This is a genomic window from Enterococcus sp. DIV1375a, assembly GCF_051712205.1.
GTDB classification, from domain to species: domain Bacteria; phylum Bacillota; class Bacilli; order Lactobacillales; family Enterococcaceae; genus Enterococcus; species Enterococcus faecalis.
Window position 1 is genome coordinate 66792 of the sequence record NZ_JBIOOM010000001.1, and the last position, 25360, is coordinate 92151.

Consider the following 25360-nt stretch of genomic DNA (forward strand, 5'->3'; position numbering starts at 1 on the left):
AAAAAATTCTCCACTATGGCTTTTTGATGCTTTGTGTTAAAATGGAACATATGTACGCAATCAGCAATTGGAAAGGTGACAACATGTACGAATATATTATTGGAAAAGTAACGTTTGTTAGCCCATACTATATTGTCGTTGAAACAAATGGCATTGGCTATCAGATTTCAGTCGATAACCCGTATCGCTATTCAGGAAAAATGGATACGGATATTAAACTATATCTTCACCAAGTCGTGCGGGAAGATGCACAACTTTTATTTGGTTTTGGCAGTTTAGATGAAAAACAATTGTTCTTAAAATTAATCAGTGTCTCTGGAATTGGCCCTAAAAGTGGCTTAGCTATCATGGCTTCTGTGGCTGATCATGGTGGTTTAATCAATGCAATTGAAGGGGAAGATGTTACATATTTAACGAAGTTCCCAGGTGTTGGCAAGAAAACAGCCCAACAAATGATTTTAGATTTAAAAGGAAAATTAGGCGAATTAGAGTCTTCCGAAGCAGCGGTTGCGGCCATGACCGCAACCGAAGCGGTGACAACAAGCAATCAAGCATTGGCAGAAGCGTTAGAAGCATTAAGTGCCCTAGGCTACAGTGACCGAGAGATTAAGCGTATCACTAAGCAATTGGAAGCGTTAGGTGAGACAACGACAGATGTTTATTTAAGCAATGCGTTAAAATTCATGATGAAACGCTAAGGAGGAATAACGATGACAGAAGAAGAACGGTTGCTTTCAGCTGCAAGTCAAGAAGCAGAAGCTTCAATTGAAAAATCGTTACGTCCACAATTTTTAGCACAATATATTGGTCAAGACAAAGTAAAACAAGAACTAACGATTTATATTGAAGCGGCGAAAAATCGGAATGAAGCGTTGGATCATACCCTTCTTTATGGTCCGCCAGGTTTAGGGAAAACGACAATGGCGATGGTCATCGCCAATGAAATGAATGTGAACATTCGTACCACAAGTGGACCAGCCATCGAACGGGCGGGAGATTTAGTCGCTATTTTGAACGAATTAGAGCCTGGTGATGTGTTATTTATCGATGAAATTCATCGTTTGCCGCGAGTGGTGGAAGAAATGCTGTATTCCGCAATGGAAGATTTTTACATTGATATCATGGTCGGTCAAGGAACCACGGCACATCCCGTTCATTTTCCGTTACCGCCTTTTACTTTAGTGGGAGCTACCACACGGGCAGGGATGCTTTCAGCGCCATTACGAGATCGTTTTGGGATTATTTCTCACATGGAGTATTATCAAGAGCAGGATTTAAAAGAAATCGTTCTCCGTTCCGCGGATATTTTTCAAACGGAGATTTTTGAGGAAGGTGCCTTTGAAATTGCGCGCCGCTCAAGAGGGACCCCCCGAATTGCTAACCGTTTGTTAAAACGTGTCCGTGATTTTGCCCAAGTCCAATCAGATGGCAAAATCGACCGAGCGATTGCAGACAAAGCGTTAACCTTACTGCAAGTGGACCATCAAGGCTTGGATTATGTCGATCAAAAATTGTTGAAAACAATGATTGATTTATACGGCGGCGGTCCAGTTGGTTTAAGTACCTTGTCTGTAAATATCGGTGAAGAAACCGAAACGGTGGAAGATATGTATGAACCCTATCTTATTCAAAAAGGTTTCATTAAACGAACACCACGAGGACGAATTGCAACGCCATTTGCGTATGCACATTTTGGGTATGATTATTTAGAGGGTCATAAAAATTAAAAATAAGTCAAAAGAAAGCAAGCCTTAACCGCTTGCTTTCTTTTGTTTCACGTGAAACGTTTGTTCTTATTTGGGAGAGTGGCATATTTCAGCTGTTGTAGGTATACTGTGTTTGTAATCGCTTTTAAATTGGAGGGATCAATGTTGAATAAAGAAATCAAAGGGGCATTAATTGTTTCTTGCCAAGCGTTGGCAGACGAACCGTTGCATAGTTCTTTTATCATGTCCAAGATGGCTTTGGCCGCTAAACAAGGAGGGGCTAAAGGCATTCGAGCAAATTCTGTGGTAGACATTCGAGCAATCCGGAAAGAGGTAGATTTACCAATCATTGGGATTATTAAACGAGATTATCCTGACGCAGAAGTATATATTACCGCAACTATGCGTGAGGTAGATGAATTAATGGCTGTTCAGCCAGAAATTATCGCTCTCGATGCAACCCATTCGAAACGACCAAATGGCGAAACGTTAGCCACATTTTTCAAAAGAATAAAAGAAAAGTATCCTAACCAAGAATGGATGGCGGATTGTTCCACGCTGGAAGAGATGATTGAAGCGGCGGAGTTAGACTTTGATTATATTGGCACAACGTTAGTCGGCTATACGCCGCAAAGTGAAAATCAGCGGATTGAACAAAATGATTTTGAACTGTTAAGAGAAGCAAAGAAGCATTTTACTACACCAATCATTGCAGAAGGAATGATTGATACGCCAGCAAAAGTCCAACGTGTTCTGGAGCTAGGTGCTTATAGCGTGGTGGTGGGATCTGTTATTACACGACCGCAAAAAATTACTGAAAAATTTGTGGAAGCTACGAAAATAAAACAGAATCAAGCATAAACTAAATACACTATCGATACACTTGTTATTTTTTGATCAATACACTTCAATACGGTCGCTTTTTTTCTAGAGAAAGTGGAATCTTTCAATAATGAAAAGGGATACACTCCGTTTGGCATAGTCCTTGCTGATAATAAATCAGTGTATAAAACGCTATCATTTTTATAGGAGGGGTTTTATGAAGGGTTTATCAAAAAAGAAACGGGTGTCTACTTGGTTAGCGTTAGGAATCACCGTAGTCAGCTGTTTTGCGTTAAGCGGGGAAGTGCAAGCAAGTATTGAAAGAACAAAAGTTGATGAATTTGCGAATGTTTTAGATGTGAGTGCATCACCAACCGAACGGACGAATGGCGTATACGATACCAATTATTTTAATAATTTTTCTGATTTAGGTGCATGGCATGGCTACTATTTACCTGAAAAAAGCAATAAAGAGCTACTGGGTGGTTTTGCGGGGCCATTGATTATTGCGGAAGAATATCCAGTAAACTTGGCGGCAAGTTTAAACAAATTAACGGTCAAAAATAAAAAAACGGGAGAAACCTATGATTTAAGCCAAAGCAACCGCATGGACCTGTCTTATTATCCTGGGCGCCTAGAGCAAACCTATGAATTAGACGATGTAACGATTCATTTAGCTTTAATTTTTGTCAGCAATCGAACGGCGCTTATCCAAACGACACTTGAAAACACTGGTGAAGATCCCTTGTCACTTGAAGCAAGCTGGACAGGTGCGGTCTTTGACAAAATTCAAGAGGGAACGGAAACCTTAGATATTGGCACTCGTTTAACTGCTAAAGACAATGACATTCAAGTGAATTTTGGTGAAGTCAGAGAAACGTGGAATTATTTTGCTACGAAAGACACAAAATATACGATTCATCATGCGGATAAAGTTTCAACAAAAATTGATAATCGGAATTATACAGCGACCGCTGAACCAATTGAATTGAAGCCTAAACAAACGTACAACACCTATACGACAGAAAGCTATACTTTTACAAAAGAAGAAGAGGCAAAGGAACAACAACAAGCACCCGAATATACCAAAAATGCGGCACGCTATTTCAAAGAGAACAAGCAAAGATGGCAAGGATATCTAGATAAAACGTTTGATCAAAAGAAAACAGCAGAATTTCCTGAATATCAAAATGCGCTAGTCAAATCGATTGAAACGATTAATACCAATTGGCGAAGTGCGGCAGGTGCCTTTAAGCATGACGGGATTGTTCCGTCCATGTCTTATAAATGGTTTATTGGTATGTGGGCTTGGGATTCGTGGAAAGCGGATGTAGCAACGGCTGATTTTAATCCTGAGTTAGCTAAAAATAATATGCGGGCCTTGTTTGATTATCAAATTCAAAAAGATGATACCGTACGTCCACAAGATGCAGGAGCGATCATTGATGCTGTCTTTTACAATCAAGACAGTGCGCGTGGTGGTGAAGGCGGCAACTGGAATGAACGAAATTCTAAACCACCATTGGCTGCATGGGCAGTTTGGCATATTTATCAAGAAACCAAAGATAAGGAATTTTTAAAAGAAATGTACCCCAAACTTGTAGCTTATCACAATTGGTGGTATACCAACCGAGACCACAATAAAAATGGGATAGCAGAATATGGAAGCATGGTCAGTGATGCCCACTGGCAAAAAGACGACAAGGATCAAATCATTAAAGATAAAAATGGCCAACCTAAAGTGGACGATGATGCTGTTATTGAAGCAGCCGCGTGGGAAAGTGGTATGGATAACGCTACACGGTTTGACAAAGAAGGTGTGGGCAAAGGCGATGACGGAGTTAAAGTTTTTGAAAATAAAAATAAAGGAAAAGTAGTGGGGTATTCGATTAATCAAGAATCAGTGGATTTGAATGCGTATCTCTACGCTGAAAAGGGCTATTTAGCTTCGATAGCAGAAGAACTAGGCAAAAAAGAGGACTATAAGAACTATCAAAAAGAAGCGAAGAAACTAAAAAAATATATTCAAGAAAATATGTTTGATGAAAAAACGGGCTTCTTCTATGACTTACAAATAAATGAAGACGGCTCGAAAACAAAATTGTTAGTCAATCGTGGCAAAGGAACAGAAGGCTGGTTGCCGCTTTGGGCAAAAGTAGCGACCAAAGAACAGGCGGCGGCAGTTAAGAAAAACATGATGAATCAAGAAATGTTTAATACCTTTATGCCATTCCCAACGGCATCCAAAGACAATGAAAAATTTGCTGCAACGAAATACTGGCGAGGACCAGTTTGGCTTGATCAAGCCTTGTTTGGTGTAGAAGCTCTTCAAAACTATGACTATACAAAAGAAGCAAAAGAAATGACACAAAAACTCTTCTTACATGCCGAAGGATTGATGGGAGAAGGCCCTATTCATGAAAATTATGATCCCCTGACAGGGAAGGGCTTAAGTACGAAAAACTTTAGTTGGTCAGCAGCAGCGTACTATTTACTGTATAAAAACACCTTATTAAGTAATAACCCCACAACGCAAACCGCTTTTGAGATAAAATAGAAAAACAGCTCTTGAGGAATTATCACTCAAGAGCTGTTTTTTTCTTCACTTGCTACAATCTGTTTCCTTCTGAATTTAATTGAATGTAATTTATTTGTTTTAATAAATATATTTCATTTAATTAAAGAAAATATCTGAAAATAAAAATATATGTACTTTTATTAAAAATGTTATTTAATAAAAATGAAATAGATATTCGATGGAATTGATTGTACAATGATTAGTGAAGAGTGGGTTTAACGGAACCGAGTAATAAGAAATAAACTAATATTGAAACCAAACATTGCGACACCTCCTGCTCTAAGTTATATTGAATTTCATTATAAGACAGATATCTTAGTTTCTTCAAGAACGAATTAGAAAAGTTTTTTTAAATTTGTTGACGTCTAACAATTATAATGTGCAAAAAAATAATTTAAACAAATATATTATTTGATTATTTGGTAATATTAAAGTTCGTAAAAATAATTTTTTATAAAATATTATATTTTAGTTAATAAAAAAATAATACTTAATATTAACTTATTAATAGAAAGGAGCATATTATGGATGTGTTAGAGGCATTAAAGTATTTTAGAAAAAAGAAAAAAATTGCTCAGAAAGATGTTTTACCAAAAAAAGGGAAACAAACCTATCGAAGAATCGAAATTGGTGAAGCCAAGCTAAGTTACGAGGATTTAATGACAGCATTACAGTCACTGGGGATTACCTTTAATGAATTTTTTCATATGGTCTCTGAAACAAGAAGTACGGCTTCATCTAAAATTATGCATCAAATTGAATGTTGTCAAATGGGAGTGAACAATACAAGTGAAAAAAAGAACCTGATTCATTACTTTTATCAATTAGAGCGCAATCCCCACAAAAACGCAGTGGAGATGTCTATTTATACAGATATTAAGCTAACTTTCAGTAATGATTGGGAGGAAATTCCAGAATTTGACGAACCTGATCGAATGGCAATTCTCGCACTTATCTCTAGCAAAAGCTACTATACATATTACGATTATCAAATGGTGACTAATACAGGAGCGTTATTTTCTGAAAACGAAGTCCTTCAGATTCTTGAGCAGATGTTTCCTGTCAAAGATGCTGAATTACGTGATACCCAAACATTAAATGTCGCCTATGGTTTTTATCTAAATATCATTACAGCGCAACTTTATAAGAAAAATTATGCGAAAGCCCGGGAGTATTTAGCGCTAGTGAGTGTTACCACGATTCCTGCTGAAATTTACTATATTCATTTTAACTTACGTTACTTAAAAAACCTTACGTATTATCTGTGCACTGGCAAAATGAGATACTATAAAGAAGTGATCGCCGTTATTGATATGATTGAAAGTTTTGGCGATGTACGTTTGGCGGAAGGCATGAAAAAAGAAATGCTTCAGCTGACGGCTGGGCGGACATTTAATTTAGATTATGGACAATTTCCTGTGAATATTGTCACTGAAAAATAAAAAACACCCCCGCAAGGTCAAACTTGCGGGGGGTGCTGATGTTAAACAATAATGTTATCTCTAATCATATCTAAATCTTTAATCAAAATTTTGCGGTTACGTAGTTCGATTGCCCCTAACTCTTTTAGTTGCTGCATCATCCGGTTAACGCTACTAGCAGAAGTTATCCCACAAAAATGCGCAATTTCTTCATTGGTCACCACGAAATCAATTAAAATACCTTCCTCTGTTTCTACGCCAAATGAATCGTACATTTCATAGATTTGTGTACAAACGGCCCCAAATTTGCCATTCATTAACATTTGCTGCATCTTTTTCATGGAATGCATTAAACGGTCCCGATAGTATTCTTTGACATACATTTGCAAGTCTTTACTATTATTGATATCCCGCCAAAATTGAACACGGTCGATTTGATAAAGTTCTGCTTGTGGAGATTCGATGCGAATATTAAAAGGTGCATCAATAAATTCTGAATATTCATCACGTAGCAATGAAACAATTTCCAAATTGTTGATATAACGTAAATTAAATTCACGACCGTCTTTGGAAATAACGCTAGTTTTGATGATGCCACTTTTTAAAATATAGGCATAACGATCTTGCAGTCCTTCATAAGTTAAATAATTTTTCTTCTTTTTTACAACGACTCGAAAAGAATGTTCATCTAAGTAGTCTTGTAAAACATTTCTCATTGGCGGTAACTCCTCAATTATCTCTAAATATTTTTGTTTTTGCCTGTTGGGCTTCCTTCTTATTTAAGCGAATTGGACATCATATGTCAATAACAAATGTTGATAAAAAAGGTCAATTAAACGCTATTTTGAAAAATAAAATCGGCTTTTAGATAATTTTGCCAAAAATTTCGCTTAATGAGTATTAAAAATATTTTTTTTATTTTATGTGCTCAAATATTTTTCAAAAAGAAAAAATTGTATTAAGGTAATAGTAGAAAGGGAGGAGATTTCATGACAGAACCAAACTTAAAAGACCCAAGAATGTTATTTTATAGTGATGGATTTCCGCAACAAGATCAAGAAACTCCCGCATTACAGGACAAAATGGTTCCTAAACCAGATTGTGGGGAAGACAGCTATGTCGGAAATCACAAATTAGAAAATCGTCGGGTATTAATTACAGGCGGTGATTCTGGGATTGGACGAGCGGCGGCGATTGCTTTTGCTCGCGAAGGTGCAGATATTGCCTTACATTTTTTCCCAGGTGAAGAAAAAGACGCCGAAGAAGTGGCGCACTATATACGAGAAGCTGGCCGAAAAGTCTTTCTTTTGCCAGCAGATTTAAGAGATAAACAGGCACCTGAAGAATTGGTTGCACAAGCTCGTGAAGCATTAGGCGGCTTGGATACCCTTGTTTTAAATGCTGCCCAACAGATTTCCTGTGCCGCTATTGAAGAATTACCAATGGAACAAGTGATAGACACTTTCCATGTCAATATTATTGCGATGTTTGGCATTGTCAAAGCAGCAGTGCCTCACTTGCCTGCCGGAAGTAGTATTGTGACAACGACTTCCGTCCAAGCCTTTAATCCAAGTGAGCATTTGTTGGATTATGCAGCAACGAAGGCATCAATTGCCAACTTTACCGTTGGTTTAGCAAAACAACTGGCACCAAAAGGCATTCGGGTAAATGGCGTGGCTCCAGGACCAATCTGGACACCGTTACAGTTAGATCATGGACAACCAATTGAAGAGTTGCCAGAATTTGGGCAACATTCTTTACTGGAACGTGCGGGTCAGCCTGCTGAATTAGCCCCTGTTTATGTTTTCTTGGCGTCCAATGATGCAAGTTATGTTACGGCTCAAGTTTATGGCGTAACTGGTGGAGAAGCAATTAATCTTTAGGAGGGATGTTCCGTGAATAAAGTTGTTAAAATACTTTTGCTTCTAGGTTCACTGATTTTAATGGCATTATTTGGCGCGGTGGCCATTACCACTTGGTCAGCCGATACAGCTTGGCAACCACCAGATAATGTCCAATGGTTCTTGCAAGACAACGAGTACGCACGTCAAGCAATTTTTTGGGCAGCGCTGGTTTTACTAGGAATTATGCTCTTTCTATTTTTATTCATTCTTTTATTCCCAAGAAGAAAAGGCACGTTTGAATTAAAAGAAGAGCAAGGAAAGTTAGTGTTACACCGTAAAGCCATCGAAGGATTTGTACGCTCTAGCTTGCAAGACAGTGACTTTCTGGAAGCACCAACCATTCGTGTAAAGGCGACAAAACGGCGCATTAAGGTCAATGTCAAAGGCACACTGAAACGAACGGCAGATTTAATTGGACAAACAGAAGCTTGGTCAAAAACAATGGAAGAACGGCTTGCTCGTTTGGTGGGAACTGGTCACAAGATTACGATTGATGTTCATTTTGAAGATATTCAATCAATGAAACGACCACAACAACAGCAAACACAAGCACGTGTGGAGTAGGAGGGATGTACAATGGTTGAATGGATAAAACAATATGCCGTTCCGTTAATTGGTGGCCTAGTCGGTTTGGTTTTTGCAATCTTGTTTCTGTCAATCGGCTTCTTTAAAACATTGTTAGTGGTACTCCTGACAGGACTAGGTATTTGGCTAGGTTTGTATTTGGAACAGACAGGCATTGTCAAAAATTATTTTCATCATAAATAGGAGGTTTTGGCTATGGAAAATGCAAATGTATCGATTGTTAAAGGTGAGTTGACGTTTGAGGATAAAGTAATCCAAAAAATTATTGGCATTGCTTTGGAAGAAGTCGACGGTTTGTTAACTGTGGACGGTGGTTTTTTCTCGAATTTACGAGATAAAATGATTAACAGTGAAGATGTTACAACAGGCATTCACACCGAGGTCGGCAAAAAACAAGTCGCAGTGGATATGGACATTGTAGCCGAATATGGGAAAGATATCGAGACCATTTATGATCAAATGAAAGAGGTTATTACTCGTGAAGTCCAACAAATGACTCACTTGGAAGTAATCGAAGTCAATGTCAACGTAGTAGATATCAAAACACAAGCAGAGTACCAAGAAGAAAGTGAAACAGTCCAAGATAAACTTGGCAACGCCGCTGAAGCGACAGGTAGTTTTATGTCAAAACAAACCAACAAAGCCAAACATGCGGTAACTAAAGGTAAGACAAAAGTCAAAGAAAACACGGCACCTCGTGTTCAATAATGGGTTATTATTTTATTAAAAATAAAGCAATAATAGAAGAAACTAGGAGGAATGAACCATGAGTAACGAAAAATTCAATAATGTACCAAAACCAGCAGGAAACGGACCACACACACCAGAAGATCATGCAATCAAAGGTGAATTAACATTTGAAGATAAAGTCGTTCAAAAAATTATCGGTTTAGCCTTAGAAAATGTTGATGGTCTATTGACAGTCGATGGCGGCTTTTTCTCAAATATTGCTGAAAAATTAGTAAACACAGATAACGTCACAGCGGGTATTGATACCGAAGTTGGTAAAAAACAAGTCGCTGTTGATATGGATATCGTGGTAGAATACGGCAAAGATATTCAAGACATTTACGAAAAAATGAAAGAATTAATCAGCCGTGAAGTGAAAAAAATGACCCACTTAGATGTGATTGAAGTGAATGTTAACGTAGTCGATATCAAATCAAAAGAAGAATACGAAGAAGATAGCGAAACGGTTCAAGATAAAGTCACAGGCGCTGCCAAAAGTACCGGTGAATTTGCTTCTGAACAAACAGAAAAAGCAAAAAAAGCTGTGAATAAAGGAACAGAACAAGTCAAAGAAAATATGGAACCACGTGTAGAATAAACAGTTAAAGGGAGGAAACAATCATGGGCTTTATTTGGGCATTAATTGTCGGTGGTGTCATTGGGGCAATCGCTGGAGCAATTACTAAAAAAGGATCATCGATGGGCATTATTGCCAATATCATTGCAGGGTTAGTTGGTTCAACAATTGGTCAAGCCATTTTAGGCACATGGGGACCAAGCTTAGCTGGGATGGCTATTGTGCCATCGATTATCGGGGCAGTGATTTTAGTTGCCATCGTTTCATGGATTTTAGGACGAAAATAGAGAAAGTTTAAAAAATAGGGCATAAGTCGTTTCGACTTATGCCCTATTTTTCTTTTTCTATGTATGAGGAAGTATCATATGAAAAGTAAATTTTGAGCAAGTAGCCAAGAGCTTATTTTAATTAAAATCATTAGTCATTTTGGCTTTTCAACAAAAATCAACAACATTTGTTGAAGTTATTTGTAGATAACGTTTATCATTCACAAATTTACATTTTTTTGTAACGGATATCTCGTATAGTAATAACTGCAAATGAATTTCAGAAAATTTTTTGATAAGTCATCAAAGTGAGGGGATAGCGGTCTTTTATTGAAAAATAGCAACACAAAATAAACAGAACAAAAGAGAGAGGAATTCAAAGAATTATGACAGAACAAACACCAACAAAGCTTTTGAATAAAGGCTTTATCAGCATTACAGTGATTAATTTCATTGTCTATCTTGTTTATTATTTGTTAATGGTTATTATTGCGGTGATTGCGCAAGATAGCTTACACGCTACTTTAGGTCAAGCGGGTTTGGCCTCAGGAATTTACATCATCGGGACATTGCTTGCACGACTTTTCATGGGAAAACTCCTTGAACTGATTGGGCGCAAACAAGTCTTACGTTATGGGGCTTTGTTTTATCTTTTAACGACTGTTGCGTATATGTATATGCCAAGCATGGGTATTCTTTATTTGGTCCGTTTTTTAAATGGGTTTGGTTACGGAACCGTTTCGACAGCGACCAACGCAATTGTTACCGCCTATATCCCTAAAAATAAAAAAGGGGAAGGGATCAATTATTATGGGTTGAGTACTAGTTTAGCAGCCGGCATTGGGCCATTTATTGGGATGTTATTGTTAAATGTTTCCAACTTCCATGTCATTATTAACTTTTCAATTATTTTAATTTTGTTAACAACCATTGCTTGCTTCATTTTCCCAGTGAAAAATATTGAGTTAACACCTGAACATCGTGAAGCTTTATCTAAATGGAACTTTGATAGTTTTGTTGAAAAGAAAGTTTTATTTATTACATTTATCGCCTTTTTAATGGGTCTTGCTTATTCAAGTGTCTTATCTTTCTTATCTTCTTATGTCAAAGTAATCGATTTAGTTGACGTCAGCACTTTCTTCTTTATCGTCTATGCGGTCGTGATTACCCTAACACGTCCTTCAACAGGTCGGATTTTCGATGTCAAAGGTGAACGCTACGTCATGTATCCGAGCTACATTTTCTTAACACTAGGCTTATTCTTATTAAGTATGACTACGTCTGGTTGGATGTTATTAGTCTCAGGTGGGTTAATTGGCTTAGGTTATGGTACCTTCATGTCAAATGGCCAAGCGGTTTGTCTTCAAGAAAGCCCAAGTCCTCACCGTATCGGGATTGCTTTATCGACTTATTTCATCGGTTTAGACCTTGGATTAGGGGTTGGTCCGTACGTTTTAGGTGAGTTACGTAACTTTATGTCATTCCAACAAATGTACTTCTTAGCAGGTTGTATCCCAATCGTTTGTACCATTTTATATATGGTCTTCCACAAAGCTAAAAATGATGCCAAAGATTTGTCTCTTGAAACGATTGAAAAGATTGAACACGGCTCAGAACTATAAATGGACAAGGAGTGATTTCAATGCCTAACGATGAACGGATTTTAAACGTTTTACAACAAACACTAACGGAAATTCAACGCATGAACACGCGTTTAGCTAAAATTGAAACAGAGTTAGCCGATGTCGATCAACATCACGCGACTTTGGATCATTACTTGCAAGAGCTAGAATTGGTGACAGAAAATAACAACGTCATGTAAAATGAGTAGTTAGTAAATGAACGTTCCACGCTTCGTTATCACTGGAGTGGAACATTGAAAATTTTCGAAAAAACGCCAAAAGGTAGCAGTTTTTCTGCTACCTTTTGACGTTTTTTGTAATTTAAAGAAAATAAGTAAGGGACATAAGCTATGCTAACTTATGTCCCTTGCTTACTTTTATCACTTAAAATGTTTCACGTGAAAACTTTTAAAAGTGGCGTGGACTTTGTTTGGTGACAATTTGTGTATTTAAGTTTTTTAAGCTCTGCGCTAGTTCACCAATGCTAGCGGAAAAATCAACATAATAAGTAGGAATCGTTGATTTGACACTAATTTCTGAAAAGATATTTGTAATAATTACATCGAAAGGCTTTTCTGGTGAAGCGACAAAAATTAATTTTTTATCCACGGCTTTACTTAGCTTTTCGTAAAGGGTATCTAAAATTAAGTTACTTTGGTTGGTCCGTACTAAGACACGAATCGGTGGTAAAGATTTCGTTTTCAGTGTACAAAAAAGAATAAACAAGCAGTCAACTAACAATTTTTCATTGCCCATCAATGTTGGAAGCATTTCAATTGTAAGTCGCTTCACATCTTTGTAGAGACTCGGATTTTTTTGAAGTGCTTCTTTTAAAAAGCTTTCTTGCACAAATGGATTGGCAATCGTGACAAAGGTTTTAAAAAAGACACTTAAATTTTGGATAGAAGTATACAGATAAAGATACTCGTGAAATGTCAATTTAATTTGATAAAAAGACGTCAGTTGATAAATGATCTCTTTAATGGGCGAGCCTAATAGTTGGACCATATGCATCCGTGCTGCTGGAATTTCCAAGATATCTTGTGTGGCGTAGTTGACACTAATCGTCAATAAGAAAAAGGCAAAAAGGCCTTCTTTTTGGATAAATTTTGTTGGAACTTGGTGTAAGGCTTCTTCTTTAAAAAATAATTCAAATTCATTCAGATTAACAAAGGGATTAACAATCGCTTCTTCCTCTACGAAAGTTTCTTTGATAAAAAAGCCCTCTTTCCAACGCGCTAAAATCACCGCAGAAAAAATCAAGTCTTTTGTAAAATCTTGTGTTGTATTGAAAGAAACAGAATGTTTTAAACGTCGAAAGAGACTATGGACTTCTTTTTTTGTGATTGTGTGCAATGGCCAATCCTCTTCAGAGTAATTGTTCCAAAAAAGCATCATAAAGAAAATCCGAATATCTTTTTCTTTGCCCACCAACACGTTGGTACGTTTTAAATTGATTTCAATCTGATATTTTTGGAGCCATTGGTTTAGTTGACCAATTTTTCGTGTAAAGGTTGACGAAGAAATTTCTAAAACTTTTTCAAAATGTTTGCTATCAATTGCATTATGGTTAAAGGCATAGGTCAGCACTTGATACGCGAAACTTTTTTTGACAAAGTAGGGCATCAAAAACGACAGTTGGAAATAGGGTGCAAACCAAAATGTGATTTCTTTGGCAGTTGCTGATAAAGAAAATAAGTTCTCCCAGCCGTTTTCTTCAATTTCTGTTTGGAGCAAAGCCACGGACTGTAGAATGGTAGTTTGTTGCATTTTTAATTGGGTGGCTAAAGTAGAAATCGCCAATGTTTGTTCTTCTGCTTCACGACGTTCGAGTAACTCTTCTAAAAGAGCAAAACTTTTACGATAAGGTACATCAAGTAACTCTGTTAACATCCAATTCCCTCCAAACTATTTTCCCCACGTAATTTGGCAAAATAAATTTTGCGGACGACTTGTTTTAAGTTATGGTATTCGTCTAAATAAGGAACAGGATGCCAATAAAAGGTTTTACTGGCATGGAAAAGTGGATTGTTTTTGTCGGTAATGACTAAGTCAGGCACTTCTTGAATATGATTGACGAATTTCAAAGGAACATCACAATAATTATTGATTTCCTTTGCTAACCAATTTTCTTGTATTTGATTAATAGATGAATGAAGCAAAATTTTAACCGGAATTTGTTTGTTTAATAAAACACTCCGAATAATTAAAAAAATGGTTTCTTTAAATAACGCATCTAGTGGGTGCTCTTTGTCAAAAGGCAAACGCTTTAAGAAATAGTTAGTTGTTCGTGAAACGTTTGGGTATTGCTTTTCATACAAAGAGACATTAGCAATTTCGTAACTCAACTCCTCTTCCACAGGAAAATGGATGAGACGCTCACTGGCATTGGATAAATTAACCAACAAAAAGACAACTTCTATTGCGCTTAAATCCAACTGTAATTGCGTACATTTTTCAAAAATCCAAGTGACGTGGGGACTGTTATCCATTCCCATGATTGCTAAGTTAGCAAAGTTAATGGTTTCCATTTGTTCAAGCGAGTACATCGTTAATGTACTGAAAAAATCATAATAGAAACGAATTTCAGCCCGCCAAGTGTCGGGTTCTTGTTGTTCATTAATAAAACAATCATTCACTAATAATTGAAATTCTGAATAAGGAATGGCTAAATTGATTGCCGCAATTTCAGGATAATCGCTGATTGTAAAATCAGATTGATAACGGAGTAAACCTATGGACATAATTAATTTTAATTTGCGTAAATCGGTATATGTAAAGTAAGGATAACGGTTTTTGATAATTTCAATAAAATTCTGTAATTGCGCTTGATTGGTTTTAGATAAAAAAGGAACGAGAGACGTTCCTGAAATGAAAAATAGAGAGTAAAAGAAACTGCGAAAATCTTTTTCAGCACCACAAATTTTTTCTCGCCTTTTTAAGTTTAAATAACAATTAAATCTAGCTAGATAATTGTTTAAACGGTCACTAACTTGTTTAAAAATAGAAAAGTTAATGAAATGCTCTTCACAAAAATCTTTGGCTGAAGTGTAACGTTTTAAAAGTAAATCTAAGGCTAACATATAGGTTAACGACCCGCGGACCACGGCTTCTTTCATTAACTCAATCGGGATATTTTCATCGGCGACTAATTCTATGGACTGTTGATTATTAATAATGCGAATATGTACATTTTCATGTGTATTGACTCGAGAAATTAATAAAGTTAATTGATTCAATAAATTATTGATATTGTAATGGGAAAATTCATATTTTCGCCGGAGTACTTGCATGGGGACTTTTTCTTTACTGTCATACAAGTATTCAATTAGGGAAAGCAACTGAATTTCCTGCTTGGTTAATAAGTTATGCATAATAACCACCTTTCTAATTGGTTACGATTGTTTGATTTTTCAGATAATACAGATAGAACATTCTTTTCTAAGTAACATTCGATAATTGTTAGTGAAAGAACTAGTTGTTCTTATGCTACTGTATCTATTCTTAAAAATCAAGAAGAACTGAATGTGTCAAATAAAAGAAAAAGCGGACAAAAAATGATAGAGAAACAAATTATTAAGAAAAACAAATAGTTTATATAAAACATTTAAATAACAAAAATGACAATTTAAGTCTGTTGTTTTTTTAGCTTAAATAGCTTATACAAATAGGCTTTTTTGTCTAAGCAGTTCTTGTGAAAAAGTTTAAAAAAAACGGTATAGTGGAAGAAGGACTAGTACAAATAAGAAAGGATTAAGGGAGTGTTTTTATAAAGGTGAAAAGGGTTTTTAGCATTTCATCAACTTTTTCTATTTGGAGGAGAAGTTGTTGATAATTTTTGCTGAAAAATCTCGTTATACTCTTCTTATTCTTATAGAAGAGTCTATAGGAATAAGCAAAAAATGAATCCGCATTCGAAGTAAGACTGCGTTTTGAGGAGATAAAAAGAAAAGGCGTGTTGGCTGTCTGTTTTAGCAAGGAAGAAAGACAACAGAAGAGCACTCACTTATTTGGCTTAAAATAAAAAATTGGTACGAAGTGAACGTTCTCTTCTATGTGTCGTTAGTAGAGGAAGGATGAAAGAAATGAGAAAGAATGGTCCAATGGTAAACCGTTGGCTCTATGGGTTGATGTGTTTGTTACTTGTTTTAAATTACGGCACACCACTCATGGCTTTGGCGGAAGATGTTAACAGCGATGGCCAGCTAACGTTAGGAGAAGTGACGCAAACCAGTCAGCAAGAAATGACCTTAGCGCTTCAAGGAAAAGCACAACCAGCAACACAAGAGGTTGTAGTGCATTACAGTGCCAATGTGTCAATCAAAGCTGCACATTGGGCAGCGCCCAATAATACGCGCAAGATTCAAGTGGATGACCAGAAGAAACAGATTCAAATTGAATTGAATCAGCAAGCGTTAGCAGATACGTTAGTCTTAACGTTGAACCTCACAGCTACAGAAGATGTGACGTTTTCTTATGGACAACAACAACGAGCGTTGACGTTAAATACTGGTACTGATCCGACAGAATCAACGACAATCACGAGTTCTACAGTCACAACAGCGAATGAAGGTTCAACAGAAGAAGCATCTGCAAACTCCTCTGTTCCTCGTTCGTCCGAAGAAACTGTCGCCAGCACGACAAAAGCGACAGAAAGTAAAACAACTGAATCGACAACTGTCAAACCACGTGTAGCAGGACCAACAGATATCAATGACTATTTTACAGGTGATGAAACAACGATTATCGATAATTTTGAGGATCCGATTTATTTAAATCCTGATGGCACACCAGCAACACCACCGTACAAAGAAGATGTGACCATCCATTGGAACTTTAACTGGTCGATTCCAGAAGATGTGCGGGAACAAATGAAAGCAGGCGATTACTTCGAGTTTCAATTACCTGGCAATTTGAAACCTAATAAACCAGGTTCAGGTGATTTAGTTGATACGGAAGGCAATGTCTATGGAACCTACACAATTAGTGAAGATGGTACGGTTCGTTTTACCTTTAATGAGCGCATCACGTCTGAAAGTGACATTCACGGGGACTTTTCTTTAGATACTCATTTGAATGATTCAGATGGTCGAGGCCCAGGAGACTGGGTGATTGATATTCCTACGCAAGAAGATTTGCCGCCTGTAGTGATTCCGATTGTCCCGGATACCGAACAACAAATTGATAAACAAGGCCATTTTGATCGAACGCCCAATCCTAGTGCGATTACTTGGACGGTAGATATCAATCAAGCGATGAAAGATCAAACAAATCCAACTGTGACGGAAACGTGGCCAACAGGGAATACCTTTAAGTCAGTGAAAGTCTATGAGTTAGTGATGAATCTTGATGGAACAATTAAAGAAGTGGGTCGCGAACTTAGTCCAGATGAATATACCGTTGATAAAAATGGCAATGTGACAATTAAAGGTGACACGAATAAAGCGTATCGTCTTGAGTACCAAACGACGATTGACGAGGCGGTTATTCCAGATGGCGGGGGTGATGTGCCTTTTAAAAATCAGGCGACGTTAACAAGTGATAATAATCCAAATGGGTTAGATGCTGAAGTAACCGTTACCGCCACATATGGCAAAATGCTAGACAAGCGCAATATAGATTACGATGAAACCAATCAAGAATTCACTTGGGAAATTAACTACAACTATGGCGAACAAACCATTCCAAAAGACCAAGCAGTCATTACAGACACAATGGGGGATAATTTAACGTTTGAACCAGATTCTTTACATTTATATTCAGTGACGTTTGATGACAAAGGAAATGAAGTCGTTGGAGCAGAACTTGTGGAAGGAAAAGATTACAAAGTGGTAATTAACGATGATGGCTCCTTTGTGATTGACTTTTTGCATGATGTGACTGGCGCAGTCAAGATTGATTATAAAACCAAAGTTGATGGAATTGTCGAAGGCGATGTTGCCGTGAATAATCGTGTGGATGTCGGCACTGGTCAGCATTCAGAAGGTGATGGCACAGCCAATCAACAAAATATTATTAAAAACACTGGTGCAGTGGATTATCAAAATTCAACGATTGGTTGGACGTTAGCTGTGAATCAAAATAATTATTTGATGGAAAATGCCGTGATTACGGACACATACGAACCAGTTCCTGGCTTAACCATGGTACCCAATTCGTTGGTTGTTAAAGATACAACTACTGGTGCTCAGTTGACGTTAGGTAAAGATTACATGGTAGAAATAACTCGTAATGCAGAAGGTGAAACAGGCTTTAAGTTAAGTTTCATGGGGGCGTATGCCAAAACAAGTGATGCCTTTTACGTAACCTACAATACCTTTTTCGATGTTACCGAGTTAGATGCTAACAACCCTGCATTGGACCATTACCGAAATACCGCTGCCATTGATTGGATGGATGAAGCAGGAAACAATCATCACTCAGAGGATAATAAACCGTTTAAACCTTTACCTGCTTTTGATTTAAATGCGCAAAAAAGTGGTGTTTACAATGCCGTCACTAAAGAAATCACTTGGACGATTGCGGTGAATTTAAGTAATAACCGTTTAGTCGACGCCTTTTTGACGGATCCAATTTTAGCCAATCAAACCTATTTGGCTGGGAGCTTGAAAGTCTATGAAGGCAATACAAAGCCAGATGGTTCGGTTGAAAAAGTGAAACCAACGCAACCGTTGACGGATATCAAAATGGAAGAACCAAGCGAGAAAAACAAAAATACTTGGCGTGTTGACTTTCCTAATGATAGTCGTACGTATGTGATTGAATTTAAGACGTCTGTTGATGAAAAAGTTATCGAAGGTTCGGCTAGCTATGACAATACCGCATCTTATACAAACCAAGGTTCTTCACGTGATGTGACAGGAAAAGTTTCTATTCAACATGGTGGCGAATCAGTGAAAAAAGGTGGCGAATACCACAAAGATGATCCAGATCATGTGTACTGGCATGTAATGATCAATGGCGCCCAATCGGTTTTAGACGATGTGGTTATCACTGATACACCCTCACCAAACCAAGTGTTAGATCCCGAGTCATTGGTGATTTACGGTACCAACGTAACAGAAGACGGAACGATTACGCCAGATAAATCTGTTATTTTAGAAGAAGGAAAAGATTACACACTGGAAGTTACCACCGATAATGAAACAGGACAACAAAAAATTGTCGTTAAAATGGCCCATATTGAAGCACCTTATTACATGGAATATCGTAGTTTAGTGACTTCTTCAGCGGCGGGGAGTACAGACACGGTATCCAACCAAGTGTCAATTACTGGAAATGGTTCAGAAGTCGTTCATGGAGATGACAATGGCGATGTGGTCGTTGACATCGATCACAGTGGCGGGCATGCCACAGGGACCAAAGGCAAAATTCAGCTGAAGAAAACAGCCATGGATGGGACGACTATTTTAGCAGGCGCCCATTTCCAAATTTGGGACCAAGCCAAAACACAAGTCCTACGTGAAGGTACAGTAGACGCCACTGGGGTTATCACATTTGGTGGGTTGCCGCAAGGGCAATACATTTTGGTGGAGACGAAAGCACCAGAAGGTTATACAGTTTCGGACGAATTAGCTAAAGGCCGAGTCATTACTATTGATGAAGAAACTTCAGCAGATGGTGCACAACCAACTATTATTAAAAACGATGTCAATAAAGTAATTTTAGAAAAAACAGATGAGAAGGGCAAAAAATTAGTCAATGCACGCTTTAAATTAGAGCATGCCGTAACCACGCCGTTTACTCATTGGGAAGAAGTTCCCCTTGCGCCGGATCGAACCAACGCAAATGGCCAGTTAGAGGTGGATAGTTTAAAACCAGGGCTTTATCAGTTCACAGAAATCGAAGCACCGACAGGGTATCTTTTAGACACTACACCAAAACGATTCATCGTGACACAAAACACGAGCGGACAAATTCGTGATGTTCATGTCAAAATGCTTAATTACCAAGGTTCTGCTGAACTAATTAAAAAAGATCAAGCAGGCAATCCATTAGTAGGTGCTGAATTTTCGGTCCTTGATGCCACAGGACAAGTGGTTCGAGAACACTTAGTTTCGGATGCAGACGGAAAAGTCACAGTGACGGATTTAGCCCCAGGCAAATATCAATTTGTGGAAACCAAAGCGCCAGTAGGGTACCTTTTAAACACTGAACCAAGTACTTTCACGATTGCAGCAAGCGATCGGGGCAAACCAGCAACAGTTATAGCAACGGCTAACTTTGTTAACTATCAAGGTGCAGCTAAATTAATCAAAAAAGATGTGAAGGGACACTTGTTAAGTGGTGCGACATTTAAAGTGCTCGATGCGAAGGGACAAACGATTCAAACAGGCTTGACGACAAATAATCAAGGGGAAATTGTTGCAGAGCACTTAGCCCCAGGTAAATATCGCTTTGTAGAAACCAAAGCGCCAACAGGCTATTTGTTAAATACCACGCCAGTCCCATTTGAAATTGCTGAGAAAAATGCTGGTGAACCAGCGGTCGTGGTTGCTAGTGACAACTTTGTGAACTACAAAGGGGCTTTCCAAATCGTGAAAACGAATAGCGCAGACCAACCATTAGCAGGCGCTGTTTTTGAATTATATGATCACAATAAACAATCATTAGGGATTACAGCAACGAGTGGCAAAGATGGCAAAATTATCTTTAGAGACTTGGCGCCAGGTACCTATTATTACAAAGAAATCAAAGCACCCAAATTACCAGATGGCTCAGAGTATATTATTTATCCTGAATTAGTAAAAGTAGAAATTCGTGGTGATTTCAAAGGTGATCCGGAGATCTTCCAATTAGGGGCCTTCGCCAATTTCAAAGGACGTGCTGTCTTTAAGAAAATCGATGCCAATGCGAACCCACTTCCAGGAACGATTTTTAAATTGTATCGAATCGAAAATGGGGAAAAAATCTTTGAAAGAGAAGTAACTGCTGAAAAAGATGGTTCATTGGCTATGGACGATTTAGGCGCTGGTAGCTATGAATTAGATGAAATAGATGCAACGGATGGCTATATCGTCAATAAACAACCCATTTATTTTGTAGTGAAGAAGAATTCAAATGATAAACAACCACTAGATGAGTTAGAGTTTGTAAATTATCAAGCGGAAGTAACGGGACGTAAAGTCAACGAGCAAGGTCAAACCTTAGCGGGTGCAGTTTTTGCAATTTACAATGCCGATGAGCAGAATCAGCCCCAAGGTTCACCAATCACATTCTTGAATCGTGCAGGAGAAAAAGTTTCTGAAATAACAACGGATAAGACTGGCGAAATTTACGCTAAAGGGCTGAATGAAGGGCATTACGTTTTAGTGGAAACGAAAGCACCAACAGGCTATCTGTTAGACACAACGCCACATCCATTTGATGTAACCGCCCAATTAGGAAAAGAGCAGCCAATTGCTTTAGGCGATCTTATCAATTATCAAGGAACTGCTCAATTAACCAAAGAAAACGAAACAGGTGAAGCATTGGCTGGTGCGGTGTTTAAGGTCATTGATGAAGCAGGGCAAACCGTGGCTGGACAAACCAATCTGATGTCCGACAAGCAAGGCAAAGTCATTGCGAAAAATTTAGCACCAGGAACGTATCGTTTTGTGGAGACACAAGCGCCAACAGGCTATCTTCTTAATGAAACGCCAAGCGCAAGCTTTACGATTGCGAAAGACAACCAAGGCAAACCAGCCACTGTGGTACTTAAAGCACCTTTTATTAATTACCAAGGTGCTGCCAAGCTGGTGAAAATTGACCAGCAAAAGAATGCCTTAGCAGGCGCTGAATTTAAAGTGACGGATGCAGAGACAGGGAAAACTGTCGCTCGTTCATTACGTTCTGACAACCAAGGGTTAGTTCAAGTGAACCACTTACAACCAGGAAAATATACCTTTGTGGAAACAAAAGCACCGGATGGTTACCAACTGTCTAAGCAAGCTGTCGCATTTACTATTGCAGCAACAGCGAAAGACAAACCTGAACTCGTGGATGCGGGCACGTTTGTTAACGAGAAACAACCTGTATCCAAAAAAATAAAACCAAATCAGCCAACAACGAAACAAGCAGCTAGAGAGACAGGTTGGCTTGGTTTACCGAAAACCAACACACAAGTCAATTACTTCTTTGTCTTTATCGGCCTCCTGTTGGTCGGTTTGGCAAGTTGGCTCTTTTATAAAAAGAGCAAGAAATAAGCTAAAGCCATAAAAAAACAGAGAGTGGGTCATCCGTCGAAAGGACGGATGGCCTATTTTTTTCCATCTTAAGCTAATCAACTGAACAAAAGTAGCTCCTTCTTATTGACATTCTCATGTAAGCCTTCATCGCAGTTTAGCCTTTGAACAGAACTTACTGGGTTCTTGGAGATAACCGCTTGTGCCTCAGCCTTTGTTTTTCGATGCTATCTTTAGGTATTTTGGCTAAAATATTGTACACTTTACATGTGCAAGAAATTTAGTTAGAGATATGAGGATAGAATGATGAAAAAGATGATGGTTTTATACAACGAAACTTCAGGAAGTAGTGAAAGTAAAGAGATTGCAGAACGCTTTAAAAAAGCTGCAGAAGCGAAAGGGGAAGCGGTTATTTTGCAACCTTCCAATCCAGACATTGATCCTGAAGAAATGCGGAAAAATGCCAAAGAAAATCAAGTGGGTGTCTTGGTCGTCATTGGTGGTGACGGGACCATTCATCATGCCGTTCAAAATTTTAAAGACACCATTCGTGACTATCAAATAGGGATTATTCCAGGCGGAACAGTCAATAATTTTGCGCGTGTGTTAAGTATTCCTTTGAAAGAAGAAGATGCCTTTGAAACCATTTTGGCAGGTAAGACAACACCAGTTGACTTTGGGATGGTAAATCAAGATGTAATGATTTCAACCTTAACGATTGGCTTATTAGCGGACACAGCAGCGAATGTGACCCAACAGGAGAAACAAAAATATGGTCCGTTAGCCTTTACAAAGCAATTTTTCCGCTTATTAGTGAAAAAGAAAAAGTACAAACTAAAAATTGATGGCGATGAAAGACGTTGGCATGGCAAAGCCCAATTATTAACGATGACCATGACAAATTCTGCTGGTGGCTTTACCAATTTCGATGCCAATGCCACGCCAGATGACGGCGAAGTGCACATTATCATTTTGCCTAAGTTAGTTTTTTACAAGTTTGTCTATTACTTACCTAAAATTATCAGAGGACAATTAAATGAAATTCCTGGTGTCGTGTATTTCTCTGGGAGTCAATTTAAAATTAGGGGCGAAAAAGACAAGAAAGTCCAAACACGAACAGATGGCGATCCTACCGATGATTTACCGATTAAAGTAACGGTGGAAGCTGGGGGACTCAACGTGTTTGTTCCTGAAACGTCCACATCTACGAAAGAATAAAAGAAACAACTGTTATTTTTTCGTGGAATAGATTTCTCATTTTGTGTACAATAGAACAGAAGAGAGGCAGTTGAGTGAACAGTGAAATGGGATGAATATGTTGATATATTCGATACAGATGTCGTTTCTAAAATTATTATTTTAAGAAACTTGCCAATTAATGAAGGTTGGATTGACATCAATGAGTTAGCAGAAGAATTACAATTAAACAAAAAATCAGTCAAAAAATACGTAGAGCTTCTAAAAGATGACATTACGTATTATGCCGTAGATAATGATGTTTCTTTGGCTTTTGAAAAGGGGCATGGCTATCGCTTGAACTTGGCGTCTAGCCAAGCCTTCCAGAAACTTTATACAGCAATTTTTCAAGATAGTTTAACTTATCAAGTAATGGAAGATTTATTCTGGGGGCGATTTAATGGGATTGTGCCAGCGACAACAAAATATCATACCAGTGATGCCACGATTCGGCGCTTGCTCAAAGGGTTTACAGAAATTTTAGCGCCATTGGGGTTAGTGATTAATAAAAGCACCTGGAAAATTGAAGGCAATGAAGCATATTTGCGCCATTTTGCTTACACTATTTTTATGGACTTAATCCGTGATACGTGGCCTTTTGACTATATACAAGAAACGGAAGTCGCACAAACCGTCCAAAAAGTGATGGCTTTTTTCAACGTAGAAGTTGCGGAAACGGTGTTACGCCGAGTTAAGTATATGGTCGCTATCTCAAAAGTCCGGAGTGCGCAAGGTGCTGAATACCGACCTTCAGCCGAGCAAGAAACCTATTTAGAAGGAAATAAACATTACCAAGCCTTTATAGAAGAGATGACAGCTACAACCCTTTTCCTTAATAAAAACGATTTAACTTTTGTGTACTTTTTCTTGTTAGCCAATGACCAATTTTATCAAGACGAAGCCACTGCACAAGCTATTTTAGCGCATTTTGATGAGTCTGAAGCGCCTGTTTATATGTTGACTCATTTAGTCCAACATTTCTTATTAGAAGAAATACAAATGACGCCGCAATTGGAAAAAATTCGTCCGCAAATTTTTTATTATTTGTTTGCTACACATTTATTTGCCGAACTTTACTATGTCCAAAATGTGAAAATGTATAATGTCTTTTGGAATAAAGTCAAAGAAAAATATCCGGTTCTTTTAGAAGAATTAAGCCAAGGCTTAAATCAACTTTACGAACAAACAGGCAATGAATTATTTACAAATAAAGAATTTTTGGCTCTGCGTTATTCTAGTGTTTTGGCGCTTTCCAATGATTTAATTCATCGCGAACAAAAAATTGTTTTAGGGTTAAAATCAGGCTTGCCAGTGCTAGAAGAAGAACGAGTGAAACTTTCGATTGAAAATAATTTTCGTCGGTTTTATGCATTGGAAGTTTTACGATACAGTGAAGCAAGCAAAGAAGACTGGCAAAATATTGATTTACTATTAGTGACTTCTTTGACAGATGTGGAAACAGGGCATCCAGAGATCTTTTTACTTTCAAGTGAGTTAACGTTTGAGCAATATAATCGTTTGAACCAAAAAATAGTAAAAATTAACGAAAAAAGAACTAGATCACTTTAATAAAAAATCAAAAAAATGGGCTTTTTTGATGCATATGTTCGATAAATTGTAAAAAATTTTTTTTGAAAAGTAAAAAAAGACAAAGAGAAAACGTCAATAGATAGGTGATTAACACCTATCTATTGACGTTTTCTTGCTATTTTTTAATAAATCCTGCACAAGTTCCTTTGGAAATCATATCG

The 25360-nt window shown here is 37.7% G+C and carries 19 protein-coding genes; 16 read left to right on the top strand and 3 right to left on the bottom strand.

Annotated elements, in window-relative coordinates:
- Positions 1-83: 83 nt before the first annotated feature.
- The 5 genes from ruvA (at position 84) to IGJ63_RS00310 (ending at position 6548) form a co-directional block, all read left to right on the top strand.
- A complete protein-coding gene (ruvA, locus tag IGJ63_RS00290; RefSeq protein WP_002367580.1) occupies positions 84-698 on the top strand; it encodes a Holliday junction branch migration protein RuvA in 615 nt (204 codons plus the stop codon).
- Between the two features lie 12 nt (positions 699-710).
- On the top strand, positions 711-1727 hold the full coding sequence (gene ruvB / locus IGJ63_RS00295; protein ID WP_002383488.1) for a Holliday junction branch migration DNA helicase RuvB: 1017 nt from the start codon (positions 711-713) through the stop codon (positions 1725-1727).
- Between the two features lie 141 nt (positions 1728-1868).
- Positions 1869-2567, top strand: coding sequence for an N-acetylmannosamine-6-phosphate 2-epimerase (locus IGJ63_RS00300; RefSeq protein WP_101731967.1), 699 nt, complete (start codon positions 1869-1871; stop codon positions 2565-2567).
- A 178-nt stretch (positions 2568-2745) separates the two neighbouring features.
- A complete protein-coding gene (gene ygjK / locus IGJ63_RS00305) occupies positions 2746-5085 on the top strand; it encodes an alpha-glucosidase (protein ID WP_002383486.1) in 2340 nt (779 codons plus the stop codon).
- A gap of 545 nt (positions 5086-5630) precedes the next feature.
- Positions 5631-6548 (top strand): helix-turn-helix domain-containing protein, encoded by a 918-nt coding sequence (locus IGJ63_RS00310; RefSeq protein ID WP_438745775.1) that lies wholly within the window; start codon positions 5631-5633, stop codon positions 6546-6548.
- Between the two features lie 41 nt (positions 6549-6589).
- On the opposite strand, the gene IGJ63_RS00315 is transcribed toward IGJ63_RS00310, so the two are convergent.
- Entirely contained in the window at positions 6590-7243 is a 654-nt protein-coding gene (locus IGJ63_RS00315) for a Crp/Fnr family transcriptional regulator (RefSeq protein WP_002356081.1), read from the bottom strand.
- 273 nt (positions 7244-7516) lie between these two features.
- Between IGJ63_RS00315 and IGJ63_RS00320 the strand changes: the two genes are divergently transcribed.
- The 8 genes from IGJ63_RS00320 to IGJ63_RS00355 all read left to right on the top strand — a co-directional run bounded on the left by IGJ63_RS00320 (position 7517) and on the right by IGJ63_RS00355 (position 12410).
- On the top strand, positions 7517-8410 hold the full coding sequence (locus tag IGJ63_RS00320) for an SDR family oxidoreductase (protein ID WP_101732197.1): 894 nt from the start codon (positions 7517-7519) through the stop codon (positions 8408-8410).
- Positions 8411-8422: 12 nt separating this feature from the next.
- Complete coding sequence (gene amaP, locus IGJ63_RS00325) at positions 8423-8995, top strand: alkaline shock response membrane anchor protein AmaP (RefSeq protein WP_101732198.1); 573 nt, start codon at positions 8423-8425, stop codon at positions 8993-8995.
- 12 nt (positions 8996-9007) lie between these two features.
- Positions 9008-9199 (top strand): DUF2273 domain-containing protein, encoded by a 192-nt coding sequence (locus IGJ63_RS00330; protein WP_002356087.1) that lies wholly within the window; start codon positions 9008-9010, stop codon positions 9197-9199.
- Positions 9200-9211: 12 nt separating this feature from the next.
- Positions 9212-9724, top strand: a complete 513-nt coding sequence (locus IGJ63_RS00335) for an Asp23/Gls24 family envelope stress response protein (protein ID WP_002383483.1) — start codon at positions 9212-9214, stop codon at positions 9722-9724.
- A 58-nt stretch (positions 9725-9782) separates the two neighbouring features.
- Entirely contained in the window at positions 9783-10343 is a 561-nt protein-coding gene (locus tag IGJ63_RS00340; RefSeq protein ID WP_002356090.1) for an Asp23/Gls24 family envelope stress response protein, read from the top strand.
- Positions 10344-10366: 23 nt separating this feature from the next.
- Complete coding sequence (locus IGJ63_RS00345; RefSeq protein ID WP_002356092.1) at positions 10367-10609, top strand: GlsB/YeaQ/YmgE family stress response membrane protein; 243 nt, start codon at positions 10367-10369, stop codon at positions 10607-10609.
- A gap of 365 nt (positions 10610-10974) precedes the next feature.
- Positions 10975-12210 (top strand): MFS transporter, encoded by a 1236-nt coding sequence (locus IGJ63_RS00350; RefSeq protein WP_101732199.1) that lies wholly within the window; start codon positions 10975-10977, stop codon positions 12208-12210.
- 20 nt (positions 12211-12230) lie between these two features.
- Complete coding sequence (locus IGJ63_RS00355) at positions 12231-12410, top strand: hypothetical protein (RefSeq protein ID WP_002381345.1); 180 nt, start codon at positions 12231-12233, stop codon at positions 12408-12410.
- 208 nt (positions 12411-12618) lie between these two features.
- Here the strand turns inward: IGJ63_RS00355 and IGJ63_RS00360 are convergent, their stop codons facing one another.
- Both IGJ63_RS00360 and IGJ63_RS00365 read right to left on the bottom strand, forming a co-directional pair.
- A complete protein-coding gene (locus IGJ63_RS00360; RefSeq protein ID WP_438745778.1) occupies positions 12619-14103 on the bottom strand; it encodes a helix-turn-helix domain-containing protein in 1485 nt (494 codons plus the stop codon).
- On the bottom strand, positions 14097-15584 hold the full coding sequence (locus tag IGJ63_RS00365; RefSeq protein ID WP_002419425.1) for a helix-turn-helix domain-containing protein: 1488 nt from the start codon (positions 15582-15584) through the stop codon (positions 14097-14099). The genes IGJ63_RS00360 and IGJ63_RS00365 overlap by 7 nt, the downstream gene beginning before the upstream one ends.
- A 711-nt stretch (positions 15585-16295) precedes the next feature.
- Between IGJ63_RS00365 and fss1 the strand changes: the two genes are divergently transcribed.
- The 3 genes from fss1 (at position 16296) to IGJ63_RS00380 (ending at position 25178) form a co-directional block, all read left to right on the top strand.
- Complete coding sequence (gene fss1, locus IGJ63_RS00370; protein WP_180758916.1) at positions 16296-22394, top strand: fibrinogen-binding MSCRAMM adhesin Fss1; 6099 nt, start codon at positions 16296-16298, stop codon at positions 22392-22394.
- A 282-nt stretch (positions 22395-22676) separates the two neighbouring features.
- A complete protein-coding gene (locus IGJ63_RS00375) occupies positions 22677-23591 on the top strand; it encodes a diacylglycerol/lipid kinase family protein (protein WP_002419423.1) in 915 nt (304 codons plus the stop codon).
- A gap of 81 nt (positions 23592-23672) precedes the next feature.
- Positions 23673-25178: a helix-turn-helix domain-containing protein gene (locus IGJ63_RS00380; RefSeq protein WP_101732201.1), complete on the top strand. Its 1506-nt coding sequence runs from the start codon at positions 23673-23675 to the stop codon at positions 25176-25178.
- The last annotated feature ends 182 nt before the right edge of the window (positions 25179-25360 follow it).

Excerpts from the sequence above, each read along its gene's own strand:
- ygjK (WP_002383486.1), top strand. The coding sequence starts at position 2,746 with ATGAAGGGTTTATCAAAAAAGAAACGGGTGTCTACTTGGTTAGCGTTA.
- IGJ63_RS00350 (WP_101732199.1), top strand. The coding sequence starts at position 10,975 with ATGACAGAACAAACACCAACAAAGCTTTTGAATAAAGGCTTTATCAGC.
- ruvA (WP_002367580.1), top strand. The coding sequence starts at position 84 with ATGTACGAATATATTATTGGAAAAGTAACGTTTGTTAGCCCATACTAT.
- IGJ63_RS00330 (WP_002356087.1), top strand. The coding sequence starts at position 9,008 with ATGGTTGAATGGATAAAACAATATGCCGTTCCGTTAATTGGTGGCCTA.
- IGJ63_RS00375 (WP_002419423.1), top strand. The coding sequence starts at position 22,677 with ATGATGAAAAAGATGATGGTTTTATACAACGAAACTTCAGGAAGTAGT.
- IGJ63_RS00355 (WP_002381345.1), top strand. The coding sequence starts at position 12,231 with ATGCCTAACGATGAACGGATTTTAAACGTTTTACAACAAACACTAACG.
- IGJ63_RS00360 (WP_438745778.1), bottom strand. The coding sequence starts at position 14,103 with ATGTTAACAGAGTTACTTGATGTACCTTATCGTAAAAGTTTTGCTCTT.
- IGJ63_RS00340 (WP_002356090.1), top strand. The coding sequence starts at position 9,783 with ATGAGTAACGAAAAATTCAATAATGTACCAAAACCAGCAGGAAACGGA.
- IGJ63_RS00320 (WP_101732197.1), top strand. The coding sequence starts at position 7,517 with ATGACAGAACCAAACTTAAAAGACCCAAGAATGTTATTTTATAGTGAT.
- IGJ63_RS00345 (WP_002356092.1), top strand. The coding sequence starts at position 10,367 with ATGGGCTTTATTTGGGCATTAATTGTCGGTGGTGTCATTGGGGCAATC.
- IGJ63_RS00335 (WP_002383483.1), top strand. The coding sequence starts at position 9,212 with ATGGAAAATGCAAATGTATCGATTGTTAAAGGTGAGTTGACGTTTGAG.
- IGJ63_RS00315 (WP_002356081.1), bottom strand. The coding sequence starts at position 7,243 with ATGAGAAATGTTTTACAAGACTACTTAGATGAACATTCTTTTCGAGTC.
- fss1 (WP_180758916.1), top strand. The coding sequence starts at position 16,296 with ATGAGAAAGAATGGTCCAATGGTAAACCGTTGGCTCTATGGGTTGATG.
- ruvB (WP_002383488.1), top strand. The coding sequence starts at position 711 with ATGACAGAAGAAGAACGGTTGCTTTCAGCTGCAAGTCAAGAAGCAGAA.
- IGJ63_RS00365 (WP_002419425.1), bottom strand. The coding sequence starts at position 15,584 with ATGCATAACTTATTAACCAAGCAGGAAATTCAGTTGCTTTCCCTAATT.
- IGJ63_RS00300 (WP_101731967.1), top strand. The coding sequence starts at position 1,869 with ATGTTGAATAAAGAAATCAAAGGGGCATTAATTGTTTCTTGCCAAGCG.
- IGJ63_RS00310 (WP_438745775.1), top strand. The coding sequence starts at position 5,631 with ATGGATGTGTTAGAGGCATTAAAGTATTTTAGAAAAAAGAAAAAAATT.